The 23,982-nt window shown below is 64.4% G+C and carries 24 protein-coding genes; 15 read left to right on the top strand and 9 right to left on the bottom strand.

Annotation, left to right across the window (positions count from 1 at the left end; translation table 11 throughout):
* Positions 1-12: 12 nt before the first annotated feature.
* The 3 genes from QAZ22_RS11825 to QAZ22_RS11815 form a co-directional block, all read right to left on the bottom strand.
* Positions 13-1,398: an FAD-binding oxidoreductase gene (locus QAZ22_RS11825; RefSeq protein WP_278206928.1), complete on the bottom strand. Its 1,386-nt coding sequence runs from the start codon at positions 1,396-1,398 to the stop codon at positions 13-15.
* Between the two features lie 68 nt (positions 1,399-1,466).
* Positions 1,467-3,248 carry a chloride channel protein gene (locus QAZ22_RS11820; protein WP_278206927.1) on the bottom strand — a complete coding sequence of 594 codons (1,782 nt, stop codon included), beginning with the start codon at positions 3,246-3,248 and terminating at the stop codon, positions 1,467-1,469.
* 238 nt (positions 3,249-3,486) lie between these two features.
* On the bottom strand, positions 3,487-4,215 hold the full coding sequence (locus QAZ22_RS11815; protein ID WP_278206926.1) for an NAD(P)-dependent oxidoreductase: 729 nt from the start codon (positions 4,213-4,215) through the stop codon (positions 3,487-3,489).
* A gap of 62 nt (positions 4,216-4,277) precedes the next feature.
* Here QAZ22_RS11815 and QAZ22_RS11810 point away from each other — a divergent pair, with 62 nt between their 5' ends.
* The 4 genes from QAZ22_RS11810 to QAZ22_RS11795 all read left to right on the top strand — a co-directional run bounded on the left by QAZ22_RS11810 (position 4,278) and on the right by QAZ22_RS11795 (position 8,073).
* On the top strand, positions 4,278-4,757 hold the full coding sequence (locus tag QAZ22_RS11810; RefSeq protein ID WP_278206925.1) for a MarR family transcriptional regulator: 480 nt from the start codon (positions 4,278-4,280) through the stop codon (positions 4,755-4,757).
* Positions 4,758-4,848: 91 nt separating this feature from the next.
* Positions 4,849-6,936, top strand: a complete 2,088-nt coding sequence (gene flhA / locus QAZ22_RS11805) for a flagellar biosynthesis protein FlhA (protein ID WP_278206924.1) — start codon at positions 4,849-4,851, stop codon at positions 6,934-6,936.
* Positions 6,933-7,685 carry a flagellar biosynthetic protein FliR gene (fliR, locus tag QAZ22_RS11800; protein ID WP_278206923.1) on the top strand — a complete coding sequence of 251 codons (753 nt, stop codon included), beginning with the start codon at positions 6,933-6,935 and terminating at the stop codon, positions 7,683-7,685. The genes flhA and fliR overlap by 4 nt, the downstream gene beginning before the upstream one ends.
* Before the next feature lie 4 nt (positions 7,686-7,689).
* Positions 7,690-8,073, top strand: a complete 384-nt coding sequence (locus tag QAZ22_RS11795; RefSeq protein WP_278206922.1) for a hypothetical protein — start codon at positions 7,690-7,692, stop codon at positions 8,071-8,073.
* 53 nt (positions 8,074-8,126) lie between these two features.
* On the opposite strand, the gene QAZ22_RS11790 is transcribed toward QAZ22_RS11795, so the two are convergent.
* Positions 8,127-9,218, bottom strand: coding sequence for a transporter substrate-binding domain-containing protein (locus QAZ22_RS11790; RefSeq protein WP_278206921.1), 1,092 nt, complete (start codon positions 9,216-9,218; stop codon positions 8,127-8,129).
* A 584-nt stretch (positions 9,219-9,802) separates the two neighbouring features.
* Here QAZ22_RS11790 and QAZ22_RS11785 point away from each other — a divergent pair.
* The 6 genes from QAZ22_RS11785 to QAZ22_RS11760 all read left to right on the top strand — a co-directional run bounded on the left by QAZ22_RS11785 (position 9,803) and on the right by QAZ22_RS11760 (position 14,236).
* Positions 9,803-10,309 (top strand): hypothetical protein, encoded by a 507-nt coding sequence (locus QAZ22_RS11785; protein ID WP_278206920.1) that lies wholly within the window; start codon positions 9,803-9,805, stop codon positions 10,307-10,309.
* A 180-nt stretch (positions 10,310-10,489) separates the two neighbouring features.
* Positions 10,490-12,016 (top strand): FAD-dependent oxidoreductase, encoded by a 1,527-nt coding sequence (locus QAZ22_RS11780; RefSeq protein ID WP_278206919.1) that lies wholly within the window; start codon positions 10,490-10,492, stop codon positions 12,014-12,016.
* A 116-nt stretch (positions 12,017-12,132) separates the two neighbouring features.
* Complete coding sequence (locus tag QAZ22_RS11775; protein WP_278074512.1) at positions 12,133-12,702, top strand: rod-binding protein; 570 nt, start codon at positions 12,133-12,135, stop codon at positions 12,700-12,702.
* Positions 12,703-12,710: 8 nt separating this feature from the next.
* Complete coding sequence (locus QAZ22_RS11770; protein WP_278206918.1) at positions 12,711-13,133, top strand: hypothetical protein; 423 nt, start codon at positions 12,711-12,713, stop codon at positions 13,131-13,133.
* A gap of 70 nt (positions 13,134-13,203) precedes the next feature.
* Positions 13,204-13,725, top strand: a complete 522-nt coding sequence (locus QAZ22_RS11765) for a hypothetical protein (RefSeq protein ID WP_278074514.1) — start codon at positions 13,204-13,206, stop codon at positions 13,723-13,725.
* A gap of 226 nt (positions 13,726-13,951) precedes the next feature.
* On the top strand, positions 13,952-14,236 hold the full coding sequence (locus tag QAZ22_RS11760; protein ID WP_278074515.1) for an SCP2 sterol-binding domain-containing protein: 285 nt from the start codon (positions 13,952-13,954) through the stop codon (positions 14,234-14,236).
* A gap of 65 nt (positions 14,237-14,301) precedes the next feature.
* Here the strand turns inward: QAZ22_RS11760 and QAZ22_RS11755 are convergent, their stop codons facing one another.
* Both QAZ22_RS11755 and odc2 read right to left on the bottom strand, forming a co-directional pair.
* Positions 14,302-15,009 (bottom strand): N-acetyltransferase, encoded by a 708-nt coding sequence (locus tag QAZ22_RS11755; RefSeq protein WP_347566938.1) that lies wholly within the window; start codon positions 15,007-15,009, stop codon positions 14,302-14,304.
* A gap of 98 nt (positions 15,010-15,107) precedes the next feature.
* Complete coding sequence (odc2, locus tag QAZ22_RS11750) at positions 15,108-16,241, bottom strand: ornithine/lysine decarboxylase (protein WP_278206917.1); 1,134 nt, start codon at positions 16,239-16,241, stop codon at positions 15,108-15,110.
* A gap of 541 nt (positions 16,242-16,782) precedes the next feature.
* Here odc2 and QAZ22_RS11745 point away from each other — a divergent pair.
* The 4 genes from QAZ22_RS11745 (at position 16,783) to QAZ22_RS11730 (ending at position 20,859) form a co-directional block, all read left to right on the top strand.
* Positions 16,783-17,982: an amidase gene (locus tag QAZ22_RS11745; RefSeq protein WP_278206916.1), complete on the top strand. Its 1,200-nt coding sequence runs from the start codon at positions 16,783-16,785 to the stop codon at positions 17,980-17,982.
* A gap of 2 nt (positions 17,983-17,984) precedes the next feature.
* The gene (locus QAZ22_RS11740) at positions 17,985-18,884 is read left to right on the top strand and encodes a LysR family transcriptional regulator (RefSeq protein ID WP_278206915.1); all 900 of its coding nucleotides are present in this window, start codon (positions 17,985-17,987) and stop codon (positions 18,882-18,884) included.
* Between the two features lie 133 nt (positions 18,885-19,017).
* Positions 19,018-19,686 carry a DUF1007 family protein gene (locus tag QAZ22_RS11735; protein WP_278206914.1) on the top strand — a complete coding sequence of 223 codons (669 nt, stop codon included), beginning with the start codon at positions 19,018-19,020 and terminating at the stop codon, positions 19,684-19,686.
* Positions 19,687-19,692: 6 nt separating this feature from the next.
* Positions 19,693-20,859, top strand: a complete 1,167-nt coding sequence (locus QAZ22_RS11730; protein ID WP_278206913.1) for a nickel/cobalt transporter — start codon at positions 19,693-19,695, stop codon at positions 20,857-20,859.
* A gap of 242 nt (positions 20,860-21,101) precedes the next feature.
* Here the strand turns inward: QAZ22_RS11730 and QAZ22_RS11725 are convergent, their stop codons facing one another.
* Positions 21,102-21,674 carry a TetR family transcriptional regulator gene (locus tag QAZ22_RS11725; protein ID WP_278206912.1) on the bottom strand — a complete coding sequence of 191 codons (573 nt, stop codon included), beginning with the start codon at positions 21,672-21,674 and terminating at the stop codon, positions 21,102-21,104.
* 64 nt (positions 21,675-21,738) lie between these two features.
* Here QAZ22_RS11725 and QAZ22_RS11720 point away from each other — a divergent pair, with 64 nt between their 5' ends.
* Positions 21,739-22,500 (top strand): SDR family oxidoreductase, encoded by a 762-nt coding sequence (locus tag QAZ22_RS11720; RefSeq protein ID WP_278206911.1) that lies wholly within the window; start codon positions 21,739-21,741, stop codon positions 22,498-22,500.
* A gap of 265 nt (positions 22,501-22,765) precedes the next feature.
* Here the strand turns inward: QAZ22_RS11720 and denD are convergent, their stop codons facing one another.
* Together denD and QAZ22_RS11710 are read right to left on the bottom strand one after the other, a co-directional pair.
* The gene (denD, locus tag QAZ22_RS11715) at positions 22,766-23,740 is read right to left on the bottom strand and encodes a D-erythronate dehydrogenase (protein WP_278206910.1); all 975 of its coding nucleotides are present in this window, start codon (positions 23,738-23,740) and stop codon (positions 22,766-22,768) included.
* Positions 23,741-23,742: 2 nt separating this feature from the next.
* Positions 23,743-23,949 carry a hypothetical protein gene (locus QAZ22_RS11710; protein ID WP_278206909.1) on the bottom strand — a complete coding sequence of 69 codons (207 nt, stop codon included), beginning with the start codon at positions 23,947-23,949 and terminating at the stop codon, positions 23,743-23,745.
* Between the last annotated feature and the right edge of the window lie 33 nt (positions 23,950-23,982).

The raw sequence follows: 23,982 nt of genomic DNA, 5'->3' as shown, positions 1-23,982 counted from the left end.
TCCTCTGGCCGATCAGTGGCCCGTGATGCTGTCGGCAAGGGCGGCCAGCTTCGAGGTATGAGCAAGCCCCGCAGCCTCGCGGTTATCGGCGATGCGGTAGAGCTGATACATCGAGTGGACACCCAGCCAACGGAATGGCTCCGGCTCCCAGGGCCGCACCTTGCGGTTGACCCAGGGCAGCCGCGTCAGCTCGGTGTCTTGGCCGAGGATCAGGTCGGCGAGCGTGCGCCCTGAGAGATTGGAGCTCGACACGCCGAGACCGACATAGCCGCCCGCCCAGCCGATGCGCGTCCTGGGGTCGAGGCCGACCGTCGTGCACCAGTCGCGCGGCACGCCGAGCACGCCGCACCAGGCGTGGTCGATGCGGCATCCGGCCGTCTGCGGCAACAGCGTCGTCAGGATCGTGTGCAACTGGTCGATCGTCGCCTGCTGCGTCTGGCCGTTGACGTCGGTGCGCGAGCCGTAGCGGTAAGGCACGCCGCGTCCGCCCATGGTGATGCGCCCCTCGCGCGTACGCTGGGCGTAGCAATAGGCATGCGCCGCATTGCCGAGCAGCTCGTGCGCTTCCCAACCGATCTCGCGCCAGAGTTCCGGCGATAGCGGCTCGGTGACGATCTGCGCGCTGTTGAGCGCCAGCCAGGTCCGCTCTTCGCCAGGGATGCCGGCGGTGAATCCTTCCGTCGCGCGGATGATCGTTTCGGCCCGCACCGTGCCACGGTCGGTGGTCACGCGGCCCTTGGCGATGGAGGTCACGGTGGTCTTCTCGTAGATCGGCGCGCCGAGCCGCTCGACCGCTTCCGCAAGCCCGCGCACCAGCTTGGCCGGCTGTACGCGCGCCTGGCCGTGGATGACGAAGCCGCCCATGACATTCTTGATGTTGATGCGCGCGCGTGTCGCCGCGGCGTCGAGCAGTTCGATGCGATCGGGGTCGGCGTCCCAGGAGCGGATCGTCTCGCATTCCTCGCGCACGCGTTCGCGCTGCGCCGGATTGGTGGCGACCGTCAGATTGTCGACGCGACGGATGTCGGCATCTATACCCTCCTCCGTGGCCACGCGGATCACTTCGTCCACACAGCCCGCCATCGCCTTCTGCATGGCCGTCACGCCTTGCCTGGTCGAGGTCTTGAGATATTTTTCGCGCGACCAGCCGAAGCCGCCCGACAACCAGCCGCCATTGCGGCCCGAGGCGCCGAAGCCGGCGAACTCGCGTTCGAGGAGCACGATGCGGAGCGAGGGTTTCGCCTTCTTCAGATAATAGGCGGTCCAAAGCCCTGTATAGCCGGCGCCGACGATCGCGACATCCGCTTCGATGTCGCCGGGCAAGGGCGGACGCGGCGCGGGAACCGCGCCCAGATCAGCATACCAGAACGAGATGTCGCCGTTGCGCTTGACTTGCATGGAATGATTTCCAGGGAGCGGTGAGAATAGGTTCAGGTGAGCGTCGTGTCGGCGGTGCTGTCGTCTGACTACCCCTCGCCGGAGAGATCCCGCCGCGCCTTGTCGAGCTCTTCGGCGTAGCGCCGCATCAGATGGCTTTCGGTAAGCAGGCCGAGAACGGTGCGGTCGTCGAAATCCTCCACGACCGCCAGCTCTTCCGCGCCGGCGCGCTGAAAAGTCTCGGCGGCGGACTGGACATTCATCGACGGCACCAGCACGGCATCCTTGAACTGGGCCAGCGACCGGACCGGAGTCTCGCCATCGGAAAGATCGCTGTGCAGTTCGGGAACGAGCAGCACGCCGACATAATGCTGGCCCTCTCCGACGGCGATGACGCGTTGCCCCGAGCCGAGTGGAACCTCCTTGCGGAACTCGGCCAGTGTCGTCGAGGCATCGATGGTGCGGACGTCCTTGCGCATCATCGAGCCGACGGTGAGGCTGCGCATCCAGCCGACGTCATGGGCGCTGCGGATCGTCTCGCCGCGCAGATGGAAGCGCCAGGTCGAGAAGGAGTAGCCGAAGGTTTCGCGCACCAGGATCGCCGACATGATCGAAGCCGCCAGGACCACCCCTGTCAGGGTGAGATCGCCGGTGGATTCCAGCGCCAGGAAGGTCATGGTCAGCGGACCGCCGACGACACCGACGGCGAGCGAGGTCATGCCGACGACGGCGGCGACCGCCGGATCGAGGCCCGTTGACGGCGTGGCGAGCGCCATGACCCCGGCAAAGACCTTGCCGAGCAGCGCGCCCAGGAACAGCGAAGCGAAGAACAGGCCGCCGCGGAAACCGGAGCCGAGCGAGATGGCGGAGGCAGCAAGTTTCATCACGAAGACGCTCGCCACCACGGGAAGCGCGTAGTTCATCGCGAACTCGCGATGCAGCGCGCCATGCCCGCTGGACAGAACCTGCGGCGTGACCAGCCCCAGCAGCCCCACAATCACGCCGCCGATGAAAGGCCGGACCGAGGCATCGATCGCCAGCCGCGCGAAGAGGCGTTCGACGATGCTCACCAGATGCATGATGGCGATCGAGGCTGCCCCGCCGAGCAGGCCGAGCAGCAGGAACGGCACATACTGGCTGGCGGTCAGTGTCGGCAGGCCGGAAAGTTCCAGCGGAAACGGCACGCCGCCGAACACCTCCGCCGTCAGCGAGGCGGCGATCGCCGCCGTCATGACCGGCGCGACATTGGCGACGGAGTAGATGCCGATGACCAGTTCGAAGCCGTAGAACGCGCCGGTCAGCGGTGCGTCGAAGGCGGCCGCGATGGCGCCGGCGGCGCCGCAGCCGACCAAGATGCGAACGTCGTTGCGGCGTAGCCGAAAGGCGCGCGCCAGCCGCGAGGCGATGCCCGAACCGATCTGCGTGTAGCCGGCTTCGAGCCCGACCGAGGCGCCGAAGCCGCTTGAGATCATGGTCTGGGCGACGATGATGAAAGTGTCGGTGAGCGACATGCGCCCGCCATAGAGCGCATTGGCCTCGATCGGGTCGACTGGCGTTCGGAACTTTCGCCTTCTCAGCCAGATCACCGAAAGGCCGAGCAGCAGGCCGCCGATCGCCGGAAACATCGCCTGCACCGGATTGGCCAGCGAAAACATCGCCGAAAGCCGGCCCCCCGGCTGCACGTCGAAGAGCAGGAAGTGCATGCCTTGCACCAGCGCGCTCATGCCGGTGACCAGCGCGCCCGCGATCACACCGACGGCACCGGCCATAAGCACGATGACGATGCCGCGCGCCTCGAGCACGGGGATCGAATTGATCAGCACCGCCCGAAGCCGGCGGGCGTAGACTTGCGGTTCGTTTCTGGCAGGCAACGGAGCGGCTCGCCGGTATGCGCGGGATGGAAGCTGCCGTGCCTGATACGCCCGGCGGCAATGCGTGACAACCGCAATGCCGACAGCTTGTGGCGCCATTTTGGCGCTGCGCCGATTGGTGAAGCTTCAGCGGCTGCTTATCGGCGCGAGGGCCTGTGGCTCCATCGCAGCGACGCCGAGCAAGGCGAGATTTCGCGCCGACGCGACTTCAATCATGGTGGCAAGTTCTTCGCATGTTTCACATAGCCAGGCGAAAGTCAGGACGCCAGCCGAACTCGCTGACGGCCCTCCCGGTCGTGACATGGCCATTCGGCTCCGCGACGTTGTAGGCGCCCTGCGAACCTCGCTCGACGGCAAGCAGCGCCGCGTACGCCGCGGCATCGACATGCACGGCCGGATCGGCGGCGGTCTCCGCTCCGGTGCCTGGCCCATAGAGATGGCCATAGCGCAGCACGATGCCTGTCATGGGCGAGGCCTCGAGAACGTGCCGTTCCAGCGCGACCACGCCGCCGACGCTGATGCCGCGGCCGCCTTCGGCGCCGCTATCCAGCGGATCGGTTTCGGCATGCGGCTCCGGCCCCGCCGCATAGACCCAGGCGATGCTTTGCGCGATCAGGCGGCGGGTGCCGGCCGACTTCGCGGCCTGGACGAGATTGCGGGTACCCTCATCGCGAATGCGCGCGTTCCTAGGAGCCGCCTCACCCATTTTGGCGGGGTCGAGCCCGGGCGGCAGGTCGGTGAGCTGATGGATGACGATCTCGGGTTTCGCCGCCGCGACCGCGGTGCGCAATCCACCGGCATCGAACACGTCGACAACCACCGGATCGGCGCCGAGTGCGCGGAGCTCCTCGGTCTTCGCGGCCCGGCGCGTCGTCGCCGTCACCTGGTGGCCGGCATCGACCAGTTGCGGGATCAGGCGCCGGCCGATCGCGCCGGAACCGCCGGCAAGAAAGATTCGATAGCCCATCGTCTCCTGCTCCACTTTGCGATAATATCAGTGTACGAACAACATATAAGAGCTCTGACATCATGCGCAAGCAGAAAACCTTCCCTGCAATTCCCGCGCCCGGTGAAGGCAAGCGCGGCGAGCAAGGCTATATCGGCTATTTGCTGCGCCAGGCCGCCGGCGCCTACAGGCTCAGGGTCGAGCGCGCGCTGGACGAATTCGGCGTGACGCAGGCGCAATTCGCGACCCTGACCATGCTGTCGGCCTATCCCGGCATATCCAACGCCGACCTCGCCCGGCTTGCGGTGCTCACCCCGCAGACGGTGAGTGTGATCGTCGGCAATCTGGAAAAGGCAGGCTCGCTCGTGCGCAAGCCCCACGCGGTGCACGGCCGCATCCAGCATCTCGACCTCAGCGACAAGGGACGTGCCTTGCTGAAGAAATGCCGCGAGCGCGTGCAGAGGCTTGAACGCGAGCTGACCGCCGGACTGTCCGCGGCCGAGGAACGCGCCGTCCGCGGCTGGCTGGTCGGCGTCGCCACGGCGGACGCGGCTCAGCTGTAGCCTAACGCCTCTCTCCCACCTTCGCGCAAGCTTGGCCGGTTACGGTTGGGGGCCTGCCTTTGCGCTGGGCAAGTCTGGAATTGAGGACGACATGGCGATCAGCGAAACAATTCCGTCCGGCCTGGCGGCCAAGAACGGCCGCGACGTCTTCTTCGCGCTCGGCATCGTCGTCATACTGGCGGTGCTGTTCCTGCCGATCCCGGCCTTCCTCATCGATATCGGCCTTGCCTTTTCGATCGCTCTCTCGGTGCTGATCCTGATGGTGGCGCTCTGGATCCAGCGGCCGCTGGATTTCTCGTCCTTCCCGACCGTGCTGCTGATCGCCACGATGCTGCGGCTCTCGCTCAACATCGCCACGACGCGCATGATCCTGTCGCACGGCAATGAGGGCACGCATGCGGCCGGCTATGTCATCTCGGGCTTCTCGAAGCTGGTGATGTCGAGCGACTTCGTCATCGGCCTCATCGTCTTCATGATCCTGATCGTGGTGAACTTCATCGTCATCACCAAGGGCGCCACCCGCATCGCCGAGGTCGGCGCGCGCTTCACCCTCGACGCCATCCCAGGCAAGCAGATGTCGATCGACGCCGACTTGTCCGCCGGCATGATCGACGAGAAGACGGCGCAGTTGCGCCGCCGCGAGCTGGAGGAGGAATCCTCCTTCTTCGGCTCCATGGACGGCGCCTCGAAATTCGTGCGCGGCGACGCGATCGCCGGCCTGATCATCACCGCCATCAACATCGTCGGCGGCATCGCCATCGGATACCTGCGCCACGGCATGGGCCTCGGCCAGGCGGCCGACGTCTTCATCAAGCTCTCTGTCGGCGACGGCCTCGTCACGCAGATCCCGGCCCTCATCGTCTCGCTCGCCGCCGGCATGCTCGTCTCCAAGGGCGGCACGCGCGGCTCTGCCAACCAGGCGGTGTTCGGCCAGCTCGGCGCGCATCCGCGCGCGCTCTATGTCGCCGCCTCGCTGCTGGTGATCCTGGGCCTGATGCCCGGCCTGCCGCTGTTCCCGTTCTTCGCGCTAGCCGGCGCCATGGCCGGCCTCGGCTACGTCATCCCGCTGCGCCACAACCGGGCACTGGCCGCCGCCGAAGCGCAGAAGACCAAGGAAAAGGCCGACAAGGTCGAGGAGGAGAAGAATTCGGTCAAGGCATCGCTCGCTACCTCCGAGATCGAGCTTTTGATCGGCAAGCAGCTCTCGACCAGGCTGCTGGTCGCGCATCAGGAGCTGGTGTTCCGCATGTCGAAGATGCGCAAGAAATTCGCCCAGCAATACGGCTTCGTGGTGCCGGAGGTGCGCGTCGCCGACGACTTCGCCATTCCGCCTAAGAGCTATCAGATCAAGGTCCACGGCACTGTCGTTGCCGAGTACCAGATGCGGGTCGGCGAGGTCATGGTGCTGCTCGGCACGCGCGGCGTGCCCGACATTCCCGGCGAGGAGATCCGCGAGCCGGCCTTCGGCATGCGCGCCTATTCGGTGCTGGAAACCTTCGCCGAGGATTTGAAGCGCGAGAATTTCACCTTCGCCGACAACATGTCGGTGCTGCTCACCCACCTCTCGGAGGTCATCCGCAACAACCTGCCGCAGCTCCTGTCCTACAAGGACATGAAGGCGCTGCTCGAGCGGCTGGACCCCGAATACCGCAAGCTCGCCGACGAGATCTGCACCTCGCACATCTCCTATCCCGGCCTGCAGGCAGTGCTGAAGCTTCTGCTTGCCGAGCGCGTCTCGATCCGCAACCTGCATCTGATCATCGAGGCGATCGCCGAGATCGCGCCGCATGTGCGCCGCACCGAGCAGATCGTCGAGCATGTCCGCATCCGCATGGCGCAGCAGATCTGCGGCGATCTTTCCGAGGGCGGCATGCTCAAGGTGCTGCGCCTCGGCAACCGCTGGGACCTCGCCTTCCACCAGAGCCTCAAGCGCGATGCCAAGGGCGAGGTGCGCGAGTTCGACATCGATCCGCGCCAGCTCGAGGAGTTCGGCCAGGACGCCACCAAGGCGATCCGCAAGCATCTCGAGGCCGGCGAGCGCTTCGTGCTCGTCACTGCGCCCGACGCGCGTCCCTATGTGCGCATGATCATCGAGCGGCTGTTCACGACATTGCCAGTGCTGAGCCACGTCGAGATCGCCAAGGGCGTCGAGATCAAGGTGCTTGGAACCATCTCGTGAACGCGCTCTCGCAAGGCGTCGTCATCGCCGCCTTCCTCGCCTTCTGCCGCATCGGCGCCTGCTTCATGCTGATGCCCGGCATCTCCAGCGCCCGCGTGCCGCTCCAGGTCCGGCTGTTCGTGTCGGTCGCCGCCACCGGTGGTCTGCTCGCCTTCCTGTGGGACCGCATCTACCCTCACGTCGACCCGCGCCCTGAGGTCCTGGCGCCGATGATCGTCTCCGAGCTTCTGGTCGGCGGGCTGATCGGCGCCATGACAAGGCTCTACATGGAAGCGCTGCGCTTCATGGGCTCGGCCATTGCCATGCTGATCGGCTATGGCGGCTCGGGCGGGCCGGCGATCGAGGAGCCAGAGCCCCAGGCGGCACTTGCAGCCATCATCTCGTTCTCGGCGCTGCTGTTGCTCTTCGTCTTCGACTTCGACCACGAGATCGTGCGGGCGCTCGTCGCCTCGTACACGGTCGCCCCGGTCAACGTCTTCTTCAATCCGCAGGCGGCGCTCGTCGACGTCACCGACACCGTGTCGGATGCCTTCTTTCTGGTGATCCGGCTCGGCAGCCCCTTCGTCGCCTATGCCATCCTGGTCAATCTGACGATCGGCTTCGTCAACAAGCTGACGCCGCAGATCCCGGTCTATTTCATCTCGCTGCCCTTCGTCATCGCCGGCGGGATGATCATCTTCTATTTCGCCGTCGGCACCCTGCTGTCGCTGTTCGTCGACGGCTTCGTCGACCTGACGCTTGCGAGGTAGCGCAATGACCTCGCGCAAGGATCGCCTGAGGAAGCTGGTCAAGGTGCAGGAGCAGCTGAAGGCGCTGCACGAGACCCGGCATGCCGGCTTCCTCTCGGCGGCCGCCGCGGCGGAATCGGAAGCGAAGGAACTCATCGAGCATTTCGATACCGGCAGCTCGCTTGGCGGCTTGTTCCCGGAGCTCTATCATCGCCGCATCGCGAACGCGCTCGGTCGCCAGAAGCAGAACCTTGAGAGCGCCCGGCAGGAAGCGGCGCTGATCGCCACCGCGACTGCCCGCACCAACATGGTCGAACGCGCCTACAAGGATGTCCGCCGTCGCGACGAGCGCGAGCGCTCCGATCGCGAGCGCCTCGACCTGATCACGCAGAAGCGGACGCAGGAGTAGCAGCGAGAACTCCGCGTTGAGCCTGAATGCGGCGTTCCGAACAGGGACGCGTATCAAGAGGCTCCGAAATATCTGGTCCTCAGTTTGTCGACCTCGCCAGCATCCAGGGCCCCGAGCAGTTCAACCGTCAGCGGTCGCGTCAAGGGACTTTGGCGCGGCAGAGCAAAGCCATATTTGTCCTTCTCGAACAACCGCCCGACCACGTTCACTCGCTGTTCGGGATGTCTATGGGCGTAATATTCAAGCACCGGCGCATCGTGGATGATCGCAGTCACGTCGCCATCCACCAAGGCCTCGACGGCGCTGTCGATACCTGGATAGCTCTGGGCGCGAAGGCCCTTGCCGCGAACGAAATCTTCCTGGACCGTGCCAGCCATCACACCGACAGGCTGGCTTGACAGATCATCGAGACCGTTGATCTGATTGGCGAGCGAAAGGGTCGTCATCACGCTCGTGACCGAAGAGGTCACATAGGCGAGAACGGCAATACCGCAGACCAGCCATATGCCTTGCCAGATACGTCCGATCCAGCCGAAGAGATTCTTGCGTGCGGGTGGCTTGCCGGACGTGGCGACCGACATGACGGTATAAAAGCTCTCGGCGATCCCGTCGCGCCAGCGCTTGGGAAAGGACTCGTCGAACCGGCGATCAAAAACCGCAAGCAGAATTGTCGCGACGACGATGGTCAGGGCCATCCAGGCATAAGCCTTCAGGAAGCCGGCGTTGTTCAATCCCGTGATCAGGCTGTTGAAGCCGCTCCCCCGATCCGTCGCCACCATGATGCGATCGCCGCCATCGAACCAGGGTTGGGTGAAATCGACCTGTTCTGCTCGGGATTGATTGATCGTCAGGTTCGTCACGGCCACGTCTATATTGCCGGAGGCGGTCGCCTGAACGAGGTCGTGAATGGTCTTGAACTCCACATAGCGGTATTGGCGGCCGAGCTTGTCTGCGAGATCCTGCCAAATATCGACGGCCATGCCGGTGAAGTGTCCACCATCCTTCATCACGAACGGCGGATTGACGAAGAGGCCGACCTTCAGGGGCTCGGAAGACTGCTGGGCAAGGGCGGTCGCCGGAGGCCACAAAAGCACCAGCAGAAGCACGAATGGAATTGCCGACCTTTTTGCCGTCTGAGTGAACATTCGCTCCTTTTCCATCTCAATCAAGCCGATACGACGACCTGATGTTTTCCTTGAACCTTGGCTCCCTGTCCGCCCATTCGCCGCAAGGCCCCTCAGCCACGAGGAAAAGCAGTTACATTTGCATATACTTAAAAGTTAACAATTTTTTTGAATTATGACTGAAGTTAGCGATGAAGTCGGCGCCAGCCAATCATCGCCAGTTGGCAATCATTATTTTAGGAATACGTAAATAACCTCAAGAATTCGTATTAGTCATGCGTTATATACTTTTTGTCTTGCCACAAGTTGCAGTCCCATGCAACCTTTGGATATCCGTGGGCGGGCAGGCGCTAGAGTGATCCACGGAGGGGAACGCCGACTTTCACCAGGCCGGTCCGTCGGCTTGCACGCTCTTGCCAAGTAATTCCCGCAACCTTGGCCGAGTCGCCGGTTAGCGAGCCTGCTTTCGTCTGACTGCATGGCGAGCAGCGTCGTTCCGGTCTGTCTTTCGACGATAGAACTTTGAGGAACGCGGCGAAGATATTCGCGCTCGCAAACTCGCTTCGACGGACACGCGGCCGCCGCCCAGCCAGGAGAATGGATTTGTGAAACGCCATAGATCATCGCTCGCAATGACGATTGCGGTTTCCGTGCTGATGGCAGGCTCCATGCCGGCAACAGCCCAGAGTGACATGGGCTTCGATGTCGACATCACGCTTTCCAAAAACGCAGCCGCCAAGCTCGCCGCCAAGAAGGAAGGCATCATCGTCTTTGCATCCTATTACGGCGACCCGAAGCGGAACGCCAAGAAGCACGTCAACGAGGTCGGCCAAATCAGCCTTGGGCGGCAGGACGAGCAGGTGGAAGTACCAGGCACGGGCGGTCACGCCCAAATCAGCGGCGCAAAGATCGACAGGAAGCGTCTCGATTGGCTTGCCGGCCCTGTCAAGGTCAACGTCAATGTCGCCTCGGCGCGCAGGAGCAGCTCGGACAATCTTCTCGCCTGCGATTTCATCGACGGTCCTCTAAGCGATGTCCAAAAGGGGCCCGTGACGCTTCATTGTGCATTGATCGAGGAACATTACGACACGGAGCTGAAGCCAAAAGGCTGAAGGTCATGAGCGCCGCTCCCGTATCGACGCGGAACCACGGCCTCCCGGCCGGAGAGGAGAAGGAGATTCTTTGCGGATTGCCGTCCGCCATCAGGAACCTTTTGGCTGGCGTGGCGTCAATTCTGGGTGCGACACCCGAGTGAATGGGTCGTCGGCAAATGCCCCGAAGGGAGAGCCGCCATGGCCGCGCAGAAAAATCCGGATATGGGTCCCGACTTGACGGTCGGAGTGCCGGTTGCCGCGTTTGGCGACAAGGGGCTGCTTGCCGGGCACGTCGGCGAGGAGCCGGTGCTTCTGGCGCGTGTCGGCGAGGAAGTGCTGGCGGTCGCAGGCAAATGCACCCACTACGGCGGGCCGCTGGCCGAAGGGATGGTTGTCGAGGACACGGTTCGATGCCCATGGCACCATGCCTGCTTCAGCCTCCGCACCGGCGAGGCGCTTGCCGCGCCGGCCTTCGACCCGCTGCAGCGATGGAGCGTCGAGCGCCGTGGCGATCGTCTCCTCGTCACCGGCAAGGTTCCCGCGGACAAGGAGACCGCGCCGTCGTCGCAGCCCGATGCCGCTGGCCAACCCGGTCGCATCGTCATTGTCGGAGGTGGCGCCGCCGGGTTCGCGGCCGCCGAAATGCTGCGCCGCAGCCGGTTTGCCGGCGAAATCACCATGCTGAGTTCGGACGATGACGCGCCTTACGACCGTCCCAACCTGTCGAAGGACTATCTTGCCGGGACGGCGCCGGAGGCATGGATCCCGCTGCGCGGCCCCAAATTCTACGTCCGCAACAAGATCGATCTCCAGTTGCGGACGACATGTGAGCGTATCGACGTCGACGGCCGGGCGGTGATTGCGGGCGACGGGCGGGTTTTTCCCTTCGATCGCCTTCTGCTGGCGACGGGGGCCGAGCCGGTTCGACTGCCGATCGCCGGCGCCGATCGCGACCACGTCTTCACATTACGGTCGCTGGCCGACAGTCGCGCCATCATCGAACGCGCCCGAAGCTCGAAGACGGCTGTCTTGATCGGCGCGGGATTCATCGGTCTGGAAGTGGCGGCCGCCCTTCGCAAGCGCGACATCGCGGTCCACCTTGTCGCGCCGGAGGCCTATCCGCTTGGAGTAGTCCTTGGTTCGGAACTCGGCAGCTTCATCCGCTCGCTGCATGAGGAGCACGGCGTCGTTTTCCATCTGGGCGCCACGGCCGAACGGATAACCGCCCAGGCGGTTGCATTGAGCGACGGCAGCGTAGTCGATGCCGATCTTGTCGTCGTTGGCGCCGGCGTGAAGCCGCGCATCTCGCTGGCCGCCGATGCGGGCATCGCCGTCGACAGGGGTGTGCTCGTGAACGAATTCCTCGAGACCAATGTGGCCGGCATATTTGCCGCCGGCGATGTCGCGCTGTGGCTTGACTTGAAGACGGCTGAATCGCGGCGCGTCGAGCATTGGGTCGTGGCGGAACGTCAAGGCCAGATCGCGGCGCAAAACATGCTTGGCCTTCGGCAACCCTTCTCGAGCGTTCCGTTCTTCTGGAGCGAGCACTACGACGTATCGATCCGCTATGTCGGCTACGCCCGGTCGTGGGACGCGATCGAGGTCGACGGAAACATCCCCGATCGCGATTGTCTGGTCGGCTACAAGAAGGACGGCAAGATTGTCGCCGTCGCCGCCATCGGCCGTGACGTGCAAGCGCTGGCCTGCGAGGTTTCCATGGCTTGATTGCGCCTGCGCAGCGGATGAACGATCCAATCCCTTGGCCAAATCCCTGGTAAGCCTGCCACAAGCTTGTCGAGGCATTGTGCAACGACCGAACCTTGGCAAAAGGCGAAACTTTCTTGGCGATTTCCCCACCCAGCGACATCGTGATGGACGTTGCCCGCGCGGCGGAGCCGGCCGATGTCGAGGCCGCGCGTGCCGCGCTCGCCAGAAGGGCGGGAGGCGCCCCAGGCACGTTCTCCGTCGACCAGGCGGCCACTGTAGATGCCGGCTCGGTGCTGTCGCGCGCCACCGCGGACAAGGCCGAAGCGACAAACCCGGCAAAGAAATTCCAGCGCTTCGAGGCGATGGTGCTGACGACCTTCATCCAGAACATGATGCCCAAGGACACCGAAGGCGTTTATGGCAAGGGGCTGGCCGGCGACATGTGGAAGTCACAGCTTGCCGAAAAGGTGGCTGACGTGATGGCCGCGCACGGCGGCATCGGCATCGCGAAATCAATGCTTGCAGACCACTATCTGGACGGCAAGCGCAAGGTACCGGTCGGACCTGTTGGGGGCGGACCGGAGAAAGCCGAGATCGACCAGCAGACCAGGCTTTCGACCTCGATGATCGAGGAGCTCGAGCGTAAAGCCGCCCGGTCGATGACCGGTGACGACACAACCATAAAAACGGACATCAAGATCTAGGGACTTACATGGCCGACCAAACGGACCTTTCCAATCTGCCTGCACGGACCATCGCCATGGAAACGCCGGCCGCGTCTGCGCGGCCCGGTAACCTCGCCGCCATCATCGGCCGCATCGAGGAGGCAGTGGACGAGGAAACGGCGGGTATCCGCAGCGGAACCGACTACGACCTCAAGGCCTCGAATGCCCGCAAGAGCCGCTATCTCTACGAACTGACCCGCGCCCTGAAGGGTGCCAACGAGATCGAGTTCCTCGAGCAGCATCGCGAGGGGCTGGCGCGGCTGCGCCAGAAGCTGGCGAAGAACGAGGCGGCGATCCTTGCCCATCTCAACGCCGTCAACGAGGTCGCCACGCTGCTGAAGAACGCCATCCAGCGCGCCGATACCGACGGCACCTATTCGGCCGGCGAATTCGGATACGCCCGAGCATGATCCCTAGCCGCAGGACCGCGTCAGCGAAAAATGGAAGCCGGTTTTCGGACAAGATCATGCCCGGCCAATCATGATCAAGTTCATCGCCGCAGCGCTTTGGATCTGCGCCGCCACACTCGGCGCGGTGTTCTATTCCTTCCAGGCGGCGGGCGAGCGCGGCGTCGGTGAGCCGCCGAAGCCGATGCTGGGTGGCCTCGACTACGTCAAGACCGACATCATTTCCGTGCCGCTCATCAAGGACGCCAAGATCGACGGCTACTTTCTCACCAAGCTCGTCTATACGGTGGAACCGGACCAGATAAAGAAACTGTCGATCCCGGCGCCGGCGCTGATAACCGACCAGGTCTATTCCTACCTCTATTCCAATCCGCAGATCGATTTCACCAAGAAGGAGACGATCGATCTCGATGCCTTCCGCAAGGCCATCCGCGACACGGTGAACGCCCGTGTCGGCGTCGAACTGGTGCATGACGTGCTGATCGACCAGGTCAACTTCCTGTCCAAGGACGAGATCCGCGACAACGCGATCCGGCGCCGCAAGAATGCCGGCGAAACGGCCCAGGAAATGACCAAGGCCTTCAAGCAGCATTGATCGCGCTGCCGGTGTTCAACCGGATTGCATGCCTCGCCCCACCCATCCGCCGCTGATGCGACATGCCGCATGGTTGCCACCATGCCGCATGGCGACCACGTTGACGTAAACGTCAACCGAAAGCTATATGCGCTGGTGACCGTGGCCGCGCTCCCGCGCGACGCGGCGCCTCGCCCAGCGGCCCAGGCCGGTGCGCGTCAAACGCAACCAAACGAGGAGAACCGCCATGGGCGTTCAGGAGATTGCCGACAAGATCAGGTCGCGCGTGGCAAGCGCCGGCTTCGAGCATTCGGTCAAGTTCGACACCGGCAGCGACGGCGTCGTCGTCATCGACGGCGCGACCGTCTCGACCGCCGATGCCCCGACCGACTGCACGATCAAGCTCTCGCTCGACGATCTCGACTCGCTGATCGCCGGTGACCTCAACCCGACCATGGCCTTCATGGCCGGCAAGCTGAAGGTCGAGGGCGACATGACGGTCGCCATGGCGCTCAGCCAGTTGCTCGGCTGATCATTCGCAAAAACGCGCGACGCCGCCCGATGGGCGGCGTCGCGTTTTTGTCGAACCGAAAGCCGTCAGGCGGTGAAACTCAGCGTCTTGACCTTGCGGCCGGCGGCCTTGATCGTGCCCTTGGCGCCGTCAAGCGCGCCCTCTTTCAGCTCCAGCGCCAAGAGCCGGTGCCGCTCATAGGGGCCAGGCATGGCGAGCGATCCCGTGCGATCGGCCGAGAAGCCGAACCGCCCGTAGTAGGGCGCATCGCCGACAAGCACGATCGCGCCATGCCCGAGCCGCGCCGCTTCGGCGATCGCATGGAGCATCAGCGCCGAGCCGATGCCAGCGCTCTTCAGCGACGGCTCGACCGCCAGCGGGCCGAGCAGGAGCGCCGCCGGACCGCCTTCGCCCAGCGTCACGTCCCACAGCCGGACCGTGCCGACCACCGCGCCCGACGGATCGCGCGCGGCAAAGGCCAGGCCTTCCGACGGCCGGCGGCCGCGCCGCAGCTTCTCGGACGATTTCTTCCTGCGCTTCGGCCCCATGGCGCGGTCAAGCAGCGTCTCGCGCGCCTCAATGTCTCCGGCGCCTTCGGCAAGGATGACGAAGGCCGGCGCCTGTGCGGCCCCCTCGTCCGGCGCGCCGCGCGAGCCAGCCTGTGCCCGGTGGGCAAGGGAGGGCGCCAGCACTGCCGTCGAGCTCTTCTCCCCCGCGGAGAAAAGCTCATCCGACGGTCCGGACGAGGGGGCAATTTCAGTGGCCGCAACGGCCGATTTGATCAGGTATTCCATGTCCGCGATCCTTCACGAGCGGAGATCTGTTCCACAAGCGAGCCCGGGCGGATGACGGGCATCCGCCCAGGTTGATCTGATCGGTCTTTGCGAACCGATCAGATCACGTAGGATCGGAGGGGCTCGAAGCCGTTGAACGCGACCGCCGAGTAGGTGGTCGTGTAGGCACCGGTGCCTTCGATCAGCACCTCGTCGCCGATGGTCAGCGACAGCGGCAGCGGATAAGGCGTCTTCTCGTAGAGCACGTCGGCCGAATCGCAGGTCGGGCCGGCGAGCACGCAAGGCGCGGTCTCGCCGCCGTCACGCGGCGTGACGATCGGATAGCGGATCGCCTCGTCCATGGTCTCGGCCAGGCCGCCGAACTTGCCGATGTCGAGGAACACCCAGCGCACATTGTCGTTGTCGGCCTTCTTCGAGATCAGCACCACTTCCGACTTGATGACGCCGGCATTGCCGACCATGCCGCGGCCCGGCTCGATGATCGTCTCGGGCAGCGCGTTGCCGAAATGCCTGCGCAGCGCCGAAAAGATCGCCTGGCCATAGGCCTGGGCCGCCGGCACGTCCTTCAGGTACCGGGTCGGGAAGCCGCCGCCCATGTTGACCATCTTCAAGACGATGCCTTCCTCGGCGAGCGTCGCGAACACCTTCTTGGCGTCGCCCAGCGCGCGGTCCCAGGCCGTGAGATCGGTCTGCTGCGAGCCGACATGGAACGACACGCCATAGGCGTCGAGGCCGAGGCCCTTGGCATGGCGCAGCACGTCGACGGCCATCGCCGGCACGCAGCCGAACTTGCGCGACAGCGGCCATTCGGCGCCCTCGCCGTCGGTGAGCACGCGGCAGAACACGCGCGAGCCGGGGGCAGCGCGGGCGATCTTCTCGACCTCCTCCACACAGTCCACGGCGTAGAGGCGGATGCCGAGCTGGTAGGCGCGCTGGATGTCGCGCTCCTTCTTGATGGTGTTGCCGAAGGAAATGCGATCCGCCGGCGCCCCGGCATCCATCGCCATCTCGACTTCGGCAACCGATGCGGTGTCGAAGGACGAGCCCATCGCAGCAAGGAGGCGCAGGATTTCCGGCGCCGGGTTTGCTTTCACCGCATAGTAGATCTTGGAATCGGGCAACGCCTTCTCGAAGGCGCGGAAATTGTCACGCACGACATCGAGGTCGACGACGAGGCAGGGGCCGTTCGGACGTCGGGTGGCGAGAAAGTCGAGGATGCGCTGGGTGGCCATCGAGGTCTCTCCATCTGCGCCTTTCGGCGCGCACAAAGGCTGCGGGACGCGGGCGCTCAGCCTCGCGAACTCGCGGTGGACAAAGGCGGGACGGAAAACCCGTGGAACCAGCCGGTGGAGACCCCGGAACCACGAATCGCCGTCTCGCGGCGGTGAACCTGGCCTTGCCCGGCCTCGGTTCGCTTTGTCTGCCTTGGCTTGGATGGGAGGACCCCGTCCGCACTACAGGCAATGAAGGTGTGCCTCTTCAGTAACCCCGGTCTTTGGACGACCGGCAGACACCAGAAAGGCCCGCACCGTCGTTGCTTCAAGGTGTCCTCGGTCTGGCGGTTGGCCACTAGACCGACTGGAGGGGTTGGCTCCAGTTACCTTACCGGTTGCCCTCACCATTCGAGGATCGGCGGACACCCACAGGCACGTGCGACTTTGGGCAACCGCGATATAAGAGCGAAGGGTTTCACAATCAATAAAAATCGTAAGCGCCGGTTGTAAAAATTCCGGCGTCGAACAATGTTTGTGGACCGTATCCGGAAATCGAACGATGCCAGACACCCACGGCCCGCTAAACGCTTTCCTCGATCTGCGCCAAGTGCCTGTGGCCAATGCGGAATCAGGTCCGCTTGCCGGCCTGCGCCTGGCGGTCAAGGACATTTACGACGTCGCCGGCTACCGCACCGGCTGCGGCAACCCGCGCAAGTTCGAGGAGGCCCATGCCGCCGCTCGGACGGCCGAGGCCGTGCAGATGATTCTCAATGCCGGCGCGCGCTTCGTCGGCAAGACGCAGACCGACGAGCTCGCCTTCTCGCTGTTCGGCCAGAATTCGCATTTCGCCTTTCCGGTGAACCCGGCCGCACCGGACCGCGTGACCGGGGGCTCCTCCTCGGGATCGGCGTCCGCGGTTGCAGGAGGCCTTGCCGACATCGCCGTCGGTTCCGACACCGGCGGCTCGATCCGCGCGCCGGCGAGCTTCTGCGGCTTGATCGGGCTGCGCACCAGCCACGGTCGCATCTCGCTCGACGGCGCGATGAAGCTCGCGCCGAGCTTCGACACCTTCGGCTGGTTCGCCGGCGATATCGAGACCTACGAAGCGGTCGGCAAGCTGCTGCTCGGCGATGATCCGCACCGGCATCCGCTCAACCGTCCGCTGTCGCTCCCCTGGCTCGATGCTTTCGTTGCCGGCCCGGCCGAAGCTGCCGAATATGAACGAATGAAGGCATTGGCTGCCGGCGTCGTCGGCGAGCCGACCGAGACGGAATACGCCTTCGCCTCGTCGCCGGATGACCTCTACTGGTGCTTTCGCCGGCTGCAGGCCCACGAGGCCTGGCAGGTGCATGGCGGGTGGATCTCCGCAGGCAACCACGGCCTTGGCCCGGGCATCGACGAGCGTTTCGGCTTCGGCCGCACGATCGATGCCGGCACGGTTGCCGCCGAGGCGGCACGCCGGCTGGCTTTCCGTTCCGAGCTCGTCGCCCTGCTCGGCGACGACGCCTTTCTCGTCCTGCCGACCGTTCCCGGCGCAGCGCCGCTGAAGACCAGCACGCCGGAACAGTTCCAGGCCTATCGCGAACGGGCGTTGCATCTATTGTGCCTGGCCGGCCTGGCGGGCTTCCCGCAGATCACCCTGCCCTTGGGAAGTGTCGACGGCGCCCCCTTCGGCCTGTCGCTGCTCGGCCCTTCCGGCAGCGACGTCGCTTTGATACGGCTCGGCCGCAGGATTCTCGACGCGGCACGAAAGGTCTGACCATGGATACACTGACCCGCATGCGCGCCTTCATCGACGTGGTCGAGGCCGAAGGCTTCTCGGCCGCGGCGCGCAAGATCGGCCGCTCGAAGGCGCTGCTGTCGAAATATGTGCGCGAGCTGGAGGACGAGCTCGGCGCGCTGTTGTTGAACCGCACCACCAGGCAGTTCTCGCTGACCGAAGCGGGGCACACCTATTATCAGCGCGCTTCCGAAATCGTGCGCGAGGTCGACAGCCTGGCCGATGCCGTGCGCGAATCCTCCGGCGATGTGCGCGGCCGCATCAAGCTCTCGGCGGCGCGCACCTTCGCCGACGCGCCGATCGGTCAATCCTTGATCGACTTCGCCAAGCAGCATCCCGACATCGTGCTCGACATCCATCTCGACGACCGCTTCGTCGACCTGGTCGAGGAAGGCTTCGATGTCGCCGTGCGCATTTCGCGGCTGGAGAACTCGTCGCTGATCGCCCGGCGCCTGGGACCATTTTCGATCAGGCTTTGCGCGTCGCCGGAGCTGCTCGCAAAGCACGGCACCCCGACGCGTCCGCAGGACCTCTCCAACATGCCCTGCATCGTCGACACCAACGGCCGCTCTTTAGCCAACTGGCGCTTCAAGGGCGATGGCGAGGATTCGGTCAGCGTCACCGTGTCCGGTCCGATAGAGGTGAACAGCCCGATGGCGGCGAGAGCAGCCGCCGTGTCCGGCCTGGGCTTCACCATCCTGCCGGATTTCATCGCCGCTCCAGACCTGGCGGCTGGCCGGCTGGTGAGCGTGCTCGACGACCGCATTCTCTCCGGCAGCGGCATCTTCGCCGTCTACCCGCACCGCCGCTATTTGCCCGCCAAGGTCCGCGTCTTCGTCGATTTCCTGGTGCACTGGTTCAGGACGCGCGACGGCGCATGATGCATGCCACCAACAAGTGGCGGTCCTGGGATAACGGAGGGCATCAAAATCAGCCGAAGGCGCGTCCCAATTTCGCCCCCTTTCTGATAACTCTCGGGGTCCACTCCCGAAGTTGATGGAATCGCAGCCCGGAATGCACTTGAAACGGCAAGCAACCATGCTGGCTTCGGCCGCGGCAGTGACATTTGCCGGGATCGAGCCGGCCGAGGTGCATCCGCACGTCTTTGCCGAGGCCCGCCTCGACGTGATCCTGAGCGAGGATCACCAAAGTGTGAAAGCGCTGCGTCATCTGTGGCGTTTCGACGATCTTTTTTCGAGTACGGTGATGATGGAGTTCGACAAGAACTCCGATCTGAAGCTTGACGACAAAGAGCTCAAGGAAGTGGCCGACACCGTCCATTCGTCGCTGGCCGAGTTCAACTATTTCCAGCTGGTCACGCACGACGGCAAGGACGTGCCCATGGTCCCGCCGCCGCATCTGATGGCCAATTTCGACAACGACCAGTTGATTATCCTCTTCGAATCCGAACCGAAGACACCGATCAAGCTCGCCGGCAAGATCGACATCGGCGTTTACGATCCGACCTTCTATACGGCGATCGATTTCACCGACGACGCCAACCTCACCGTCGAGGGCCTGCCCTCGAACTGCACCAAGAATGTGATCCGTCCCGATCCGGACGAAGCGATCAAGGAAAACCAGAAGACCCTGACGGACGCGTTCTTCAACGATCCAACGGGCACCGACATGAGCAAGATCTTCGCCACCAAGCTCGAACTGAACTGCCCGCCAGAAGGATAACCGGTGATGAAACCGTCGCTGCGCTTGGCGCTCGGCCTCGCGGCCGCCACCCTGGTGATCACGCATCTGTCCGGCCTCGCCCATGCCCAGAGCTCGCTCGGCATCGGCACCAATGACGGCACGGCCCCCACCACGTCCGGTCCGTTTGCTCACATCCTGATGTGGATCAATGTCCGGCAGCAGGAATTCTACCATTCGCTGGCAGCCGCGATGAAGGCGATGCGCCAGGATGGCAGCAAGCTCTGGCTGCTGGTCGGCCTCTCCTTCGCCTATGGCATCTTCCACGCCGCCGGACCCGGCCACGGCAAGGCGGTGATCTCGTCCTACATGGTCGCCAACGAAGTGGCGCTGAAGCGCGGCATCCTGCTGTCCTTCGTCTCGGCGCTGCTGCAGGGGCTCACCGCGGTCGTCGTCATGGTGCTTGCCTATTTCGTCCTGCGCGGCACCGCGGTGTCTATGACCGACGCGGCATGGTTCCTCGAAATCTCGAGCTTTGTGCTGGTGACCCTGTTCGGCGCCTGGCTGCTCTGGCGCAAGGCGGGCCAGGCCATCCTTCGACTGTTCGGCGCCGGCCAGGCCTACAGCCTGTCGGCCGCGCATGCCGGACACTCGCATGGCGGACACTCGCATGCTCACGCGCATGCCCACGCAGCGCATTCGCATGCCCTGCATGCGCATCACGACCATGGTCATTCGCATGCCCACGATCACAGCGCGCATGACCGCCATCATGACCATGCCGTACACGACCATGACCACGGCCATGATCACGATCACGGTTCAGGCGAAGTCTGCGAGACCTGTGGCCATTCGCACGCGCCCGACCCGGCGCTGCTTTCGGGCGACCGTTTCGACTGGCGCACCGCCTGGTCGGCGGTGGCCGCCGTCGGCATTCGCCCCTGCTCCGGCGCACTGATCGTGCTGAGCTTCGCGCTGCTCAACGGGCTCTGGATGGGCGGCCTGCTGTCGGTGTTCGCCATGTCGATCGGCACCGCGATCACCGTCTCGGCGCTGGCGACGCTCGCGGTGACGGCCAAGAACTGGGCGGTCTATTTCGCCGGCGACGGACGCCTCGGCAACCGCATCCATTCGATCGTCGAGATCGGTGGCGCGGCCTTCATCTTCCTGGTCGGTCTGTTGCTTCTGTCGGCTAGCCTTTCGGGCGGCGTCTGAAGTGCCGACGACGCGCGCGGCCGTCAATGTCAGGCTGGCGGTGGATCGCTTCGATAGCCTGGACAGCTACGAGGACTTGCCGAGCGACGGGCGGTGCGTCCACGATATGCGGTTCTGACCGGACACGTTCGCAGATATAGCGGCAACAGCGGTGCCGATGTCATCCGGTTGCGCGAGCGGAACAGCTGTCGGTATGCAATGCAATAATGGAGGGTGCGACTCCGTGCGGCGTCCGGTCCAACTCAGAGCCAGCCCATGCGCACGGCGGCGGCAATTCTTTCATTATCGCCATTGGCCAGAAGGTCGATCAGCAGGCCGCGTATCGTTGCGAGTATACGGGTTGCCCGTGCCTCGGCCTCAGCTCGCGGGAGCTGCGTCTGGGTGTCGATCAGCAGGTCCAGCCAGTCCTGGGCCGCTTCCGCCGCGAATCCCGCCCACGGACCGGGCTTATGGCTGAAAGAAAGCAGGAACGCCTCATAGGTGAGCCTGACCATCGGGCGTCGCTCGGGCGCGGACAACCAGGCCCACAGTCGCCCGGCCGTTTCTTCGAGGCCATGGCTTCGGCCCTCGGCCGCGAGCACGACAGTCAGTTGCGCGATCTGTTCGGTGCGCGCCCGGACCAGCAGTTCGCGCAGCAGCTTCTCCTTACTACCAAACAGATAGAGCAGCACACGGGGACTGGAGCCGATGGCGGCCGCCAGCGGGCGCAACGACAATCCATTGAGGCCATGGTCGAGTACATAGGCATAGCTGGCATCGAGCAGTTCCGCCCGGCGGAGTGAAGGTTCGGCAGTCACTGCTTCATGCCCGGCCATCTTGCGCTCCTTTCATGCCTGCTGTAATACGTAACTGAAACGGTCGTTTCAGTCGAGGTATCCGATGGCGCGCAGCATGAGCTTCTCGCTTGCCGGCCGAACCGCCCTAGTGACGGGATCGGTGCGTGGGCTCGGGCTCGAGATGGCGCGCGGCCTAGCCGAAGCCGGCGCCCGCGTGATCCTGAACGGGCGCGAGCCCGCCACACTCGAGGCAGCCGTCGCCAGAATGCGGGACGAGGGTCAGGACGCGCATGGCGCGCCGTTCGACGTCACTCGGCGCGAAGCCGCGCAGCAGGCGCTTGCCAGGCTGGGCGACATCGACATCCTCGTCAACAATGTCGGCCGTCGCGATCGCCGCGGCTTTGACGCCATGTCGCCGGAGGAATTCGGCGCCATGCTCGACGGCCACCTGGTTTCCGCCTATGCGATGAGCCAAACGATCGCCCGTGCCTTGATCCGCCGCGGCGCGCCGGGCCGGATCATCAATGTTTCCTCCGTCATCGCGCAGCTCGGCCGGGCCGGAGACGTCGGCTATCCCGCGGCCAAGGCCGGTATCGACGGCCTGACCCGGGCGCTCGCCGTCGATCTCGGCGGCCACGGGATCACCGTGAACGCCGTCGCCCCCGGAACCTTCGCGACCGAGGCGAATGCCGGCCTCGCCGAGGATCCGGATTGGGCGCGCTGGCTGAAGACTCGCACGGCACTCGGCCGCTGGGGAAAGCCGGAGGAGATCGCCGGCATCGTGGTTTTTCTCGCCAGCGACGCGGCTTCCTTCGTCACCGGCCAGACAATCGCCGTGGACGGTGGCATCACCACGACGTTTTGACAGCGCAGGGTGACTAGCGTTCCTTCGCCTTCGCTCCCTACGGCCTCAGGCATCCCAAACTGGTGACTTTTTGATCACAACAAACCTGCCTCATCAGCCAGCAGCCATACGGCCGACATTCAATGCTCGACCTTTATCGAAAAGCAGCAAAGCAAATTAAGAACTTCGCGGATTACGATATCCAGCATCTGACGAACGATACCGAATTAATTGCAGAGGCGGGTCAAGGTTGTCTCGGGAAGGCGGTGACCCTTTAGAGTTCAACCTAAGCGACCGTTTTGCCGAGCTCGTCCTCGATATGCGCGCGGATGATCTCGTCGAAATTCTTTTCAGCGGCAAAACCTAGTTCCCTCGCCCGCCTTGCCTCGAAGCGCGTGGGCCAGCCTTTGACGATCGCCCAGATCGTTTCGTCGGGTTGTTCGCGGATCCGTTTCACCACCTCGGCTCCGGCAATGCGCCCGAGCGCCTCGATCTGCTCGCCGACGGTGACGGCGACGCCCGGCATGGTGAGGTTGCGGCGCGGCCCGACCGCATTGCCGTCGATCTCCGCCGCATGGATCAGGAAATTGACCGCGGAGCGCGGGCTGGCATGGGTGTGCAGCACCGAGCGCGGCACCGGCAGGATCGCTTCCTCGCCGTTGAGCGGCTCGCGGATGATGCCGGAGAAGAAGCTCGAGGCCGCCTTGTTCGGCTTGCCAGGCCGCACGCAGATGGTGGGCAGCCGGATGCCGACGCCGTCGAAGAAGCCGCGCCGCGAGTAGTCGGCGAGCAGTGCCTCGCTGATCAGCTTCTGCGTGCCGTAGGAAGTGAGCGGCGTCGGGTGGAACTCGTCCGGGATGACGTCCGGGAACGGCGCGCCGAACACCGCGATCGATGAGGTGAAGACAAGGCGCGGCGCAAATGCCGCCAGCCGCACGGCGTCGAACAAGGCGCGTGTGCCGTCGAGATTGACGCGGTAGCCGAGATCGAAATTGGCTTCCGCCTCGCCCGAGACGATACCGGCGAGATGGAAGATCACATCCGGTCGGGAAGCAACGAGCGTGGCCGTCGCGCCGGGTTCGGAAAGGTCGCCGGTATGGACCGAGACCTCGACACCCGCGAGCACAGGCGCCTGCGGCGGCACGATGTCGTGCAGATCGAGCGCCGTGATTTTGCGCCCGCGCAAGGCGCCATCCTTGGCCAGCCGCGCGATCAGCTTGCGGCCCACCATGCCGGCAGCACCAGTAATCAGAATTCTCATCTTTAGAGACCCTTCTTGCGCTGGCTGCGTCCGCGCAGCCACAGGACGACGAACAGTGCCACCATGAAGATCGCGGCGATGACAGCCGCCAGGACGGTCGAGACCTTGCCGACGGCCAACATGATGGTCGGCAGGAAATAGGCGGCGAGGCCGAACAAAAGCAGTATCCAGGCCGCGGCGATGGCCGCGTTGCGCGTCTCGCGATCCATCAGCAGGCGTTCCTTGGCTCGTTCATCTTCGGC

The organism is Mesorhizobium sp. WSM4906 (assembly GCF_029674625.1).
Taxonomy (GTDB): Bacteria; Pseudomonadota; Alphaproteobacteria; order Rhizobiales; family Rhizobiaceae; genus Mesorhizobium.
The sequence above is the reverse complement of the archived record's forward strand: the minus strand, read 5'-3'. Positions and strand labels throughout refer to the sequence as shown.